This is a genomic window from Alkalibacterium iburiense (genome assembly GCF_039521845.1).
Classification (GTDB): Bacteria; Bacillota; Bacilli; order Lactobacillales; family Carnobacteriaceae_A; genus Alkalibacterium; species Alkalibacterium iburiense.
This window is the reverse complement of record NZ_BAAACW010000069.1, coordinates 1-3,510: the sequence shown is the minus strand read 5'-3', so window position 1 is coordinate 3,510 and position 3,510 is coordinate 1. Positions and strand designations below refer to the sequence as shown.

Here is a 3,510-nt window from a genome sequence, read left to right as displayed (position 1 = left end):
ATTTACCAGATAATCACTGATTATTTATTTTACCCATTTATAGCCCTTAAAAAGGGTTTCTTTTTCAGCACCCTCGGAAAAACCCAGTCTTTCTTTTAATCTTAGAATCGCAATGTAGCCGCAATACCTGTATCTGATGGCATGCTCGCTTTATCTAGCACATAAACATTCCCATTTGTTTTGAGTACATTGTGTACTAACTGATTAACATATTGATTTTTTTCTGGTCCTTCATGATACTGTCCATTTTCATCAATTGTACCAAATACTTGATAATCATCTTCTAATAACAAGGTATCTATCTTCCCTTGAATACTTGCCATAGCTAAATCGTGATATTGTGCTTCAAGTTTATATTTAGGTGTTGTTTCATTAAATTTTTCGACCAATTTGTCGTAACGTCTATTGATTATATCATCGACTACTTTACTTGTTTGATCTTGAATATCATTAAAAGATAATTGGGAAGGTGAAGCTTCAATGCGCGTATCTTTATCTAAATACTCATTTTTAGATAATTTATCAAAATCAGCAATATTTTTAGTCAAGGAAAATAGGACTAAAGGTAATTGGGTTGGTTTAGAAAAATGCTCATATACATAATTATCGACTATACGGAAATAATTTTCCTGGTCAATTTCTTTTTCACTGCTTTTCTCATTATGACCGTGGAATACTCCTTGACCTCCACCTATTAGACCTCCATTATAAGAGGCAACGTTTAACTCGCCACCAGTTAACTCATCACCTAGAGCTTTAGTTAATGTGTCCGGTGCATCATCAGGCAACTCAATTTTTTGAATCTTATTTCTTCTTCCATTATAAATGCTAAATTTATCATGACTTAAAGCTAGTAAATGATAATAACTGACGTACTGGAAGTTAGCTATTAACGGCAATACGTATGGTTGTGTAGACACTACTGTTCCCGTATGAATGGGAATGCTTAATCTGTAATAGAATACCTGATCAGGTGTGATATAAAATACAGCACTTTGAGACATGGTTCTCCAAAAGTCAGTATGATCGATTAAGCCCTGGACTTTCTCAAGTAGAGAATTACAATATTTTTCATCATATGTTTCACATAATTTTTCTTTTGCTTCTTTTAACAAATTTTGAAACTTAATTTGATTAGCCTCAAATTCAATATTATTTGTTTCTGAATTTAAAGATATTGAGACTACTACCTCGTATTCTTGTAACAGTTCATCTGTAGGAAACGTAAACAGTTCTTGCATATGCTTCACCTTCCATTCATTATTTCTTCACTCACACTTTGTGTGAATAAAGAGTACTATAATTACATGATAGCTAATAGAAAGGGAAAAGTCTAAAGATATGCTAATGGAATGATGGATTCAATCAGTAGGAATTTACGATTATAAATGAAAAGAGGAAATAAATGAATAGATAACACTATTTATTTCCTCCATTGTTTAGTTCTTTAAAGCTTCATTGACTTCATTCATCATAATTTGGAAGGCTTCAGCCCCGCCCTCAGATAAATACCACGCAGAGGGTGTAAGATAAAAGATTGTTCTATCTTTATACGACTGCGTTTCTTGAATAATAGCATTTTGCTCGAAGTCTTTACTCGTCACTTCTCCCCCAATGGCAGCTGTGCGGTCCAATAGAAACAGCACATCAGGATTTTGAGCCAACACATACTCATAGGAAACTTCCATTCCGTGATTTGACACGTCTATATCTTCATCGACCGAGGTAAACCCGAAAGCATCGTAAATCAAACCGAATCGGGAGCCTGGGCCATAAGCGGATAATGATCCTTCATTGAACATAAGCATCAAGGCTTCTTTCTCTGGCGCTTGTGCTTCAGTCACCAAATGATTCAAGTCACTTTCTAATTCTTCCACTATCTCTTCTGCTTTAGTCTCTAATTGAAATATTGTACCTAATGTCTCTAAGTTGCCTTTTATAGAGTCCAAATACGCCTGAGAGTCCATGCTTAAATCTATAGTAGGAGCAATGGCCGCTAAGTCCTCGTAAGCTGAACTAGAACGACCAGCTACAATAATCAAATCAGGCTCCATGGCATTCGTCACTTCTAAGTCGATTTCAAAGAAGCTACCTGCTGTATCCACTTCTTCGAATTCACTCAAGTGTGCTGGCATATTAGGGGATGCCGTTAATATCACTCTATCCCCCACTCCTAAACTTTTTAAGTTATCCAATTGACCGTTATCGTAGACAGCAACTTTTTGAGGATTCAGTGGGACTTCCACACTATTACCAGCCGAATCTTCTATTGTAACGGTCTGATCTTCAGTTACATCATTCTCTATACTTCCTGCCTCGAGACTTCTGCAAGCAGCTAATAAACCAACCATAAAGGTCAATATGAATCGAGTTACTATTTTTTTCATCATCAGTTCTCCTAGTATAAAATCAGTTTCTATAGTATAAACAATATTTAATTCCATCATTTTCCATAATTTGAACATCCATCTCATACAGTTCGTCCAGTACTTCTTTAGAGACCACTTCATCTACTGTACCCGTTGCGAATATCTTTCCATCTTTCATAGCAATGATATTATCCGAGTAAGCCGCTGCAAAATTGATATCATGTACAATAGTAATGACGGCTTTACCTAATTCGTCAACCAACCTTCTTAATGTTTTCATCATTTGAACACCAAAATTCATATCTAAATTATTTAAAGGCTCATCTAATAAAATGTAGTCCGTATCTTGACAAAGAACCATCGCAATTAACGTTCGTTGTAATTGACCTCCTGACAACGTGTCTATGTAACGGTTTTGAATATCTGATAATCCTAAATAACTTAAAGATTCATTAATGACTGAATGACAATGATCATTCAACCGTCCTTTCGTATAAGGAAAACGGCCAAAAGAAACCAATTCTCGGACGGTTAATCGGATGTTCATATGATTCGTCTGTTTTAAAACAGATAAACGTTTAGCCAAATCCCCTTTTTTCCAGCTTTTAACCTCTCCCCCGTCTATATAAATATGGCCTGTATCTTGTGGAATCAATCGGCTGACCATTTCTAATAATGTGCTTTTCCCTGCTCCATTCGGTCCAATACATGTGGTCATCTTCCCTTTTTCAATAGGAAGTGTCACATTGTTAACAACAACGTGTTCACCGTATTGTTTCGTTACATTTTCAATATTCATCATAATGATCTATTCCTTTCTTTTAATAGAATAACCAGGAAGTAGATTCCTCCCACAAACTGAATAATGACACCTAAAGTTGTTTGTAATCTAAATACATGCTCTACCAACACCTGGCCAATGATAATGAACAAGTGAGAGATTAAGCTCCCCCCTATAAATAAAACACTATGTCTGTAATCATTCAGAGTTCGATAGGCCAAGTTGGATCCTATGAATCCTAAAAATGATACTGGACCAATGAGAGCTGTTGAAACAGCAATTAATATACTTATAACTCAAGTTTTGCAGTTGAATATCCAGGTTTAACCCTTGCGGTTATTGAAACTTCTTATAAATAAT

The 3,510-nt window shown here is 35.4% G+C and carries 4 protein-coding genes; all 4 read right to left on the bottom strand.

Features of this window, described 5'->3' with window-relative positions; all coding sequences use genetic code 11:
* Positions 1–101 precede the first annotated feature (101 nt).
* Entirely contained in the window at positions 102–1,241 is a 1,140-nt protein-coding gene (locus tag ABDZ53_RS06185; RefSeq protein WP_343754763.1) for a baeRF6 domain-containing protein, read from the bottom strand.
* Positions 1,242–1,439: 198 nt separating this feature from the next.
* Positions 1,440–2,387 carry a siderophore ABC transporter substrate-binding protein gene (locus tag ABDZ53_RS06180; RefSeq protein ID WP_343754761.1) on the bottom strand — a complete coding sequence of 316 codons (948 nt, stop codon included), beginning with the start codon at positions 2,385–2,387 and terminating at the stop codon, positions 1,440–1,442.
* 22 nt (positions 2,388–2,409) lie between these two features.
* Positions 2,410–3,171 (bottom strand): iron ABC transporter ATP-binding protein, encoded by a 762-nt coding sequence (locus ABDZ53_RS06175; RefSeq protein WP_343754759.1) that lies wholly within the window; start codon positions 3,169–3,171, stop codon positions 2,410–2,412.
* Positions 3,168–3,437 (bottom strand): iron chelate uptake ABC transporter family permease subunit, encoded by a 270-nt coding sequence (locus ABDZ53_RS12910; protein WP_425541679.1) that lies wholly within the window; start codon positions 3,435–3,437, stop codon positions 3,168–3,170. Before ABDZ53_RS12910 ends, ABDZ53_RS06175 begins: the two co-directional genes overlap by 4 nt.
* Between the last annotated feature and the right edge of the window lie 73 nt (positions 3,438–3,510).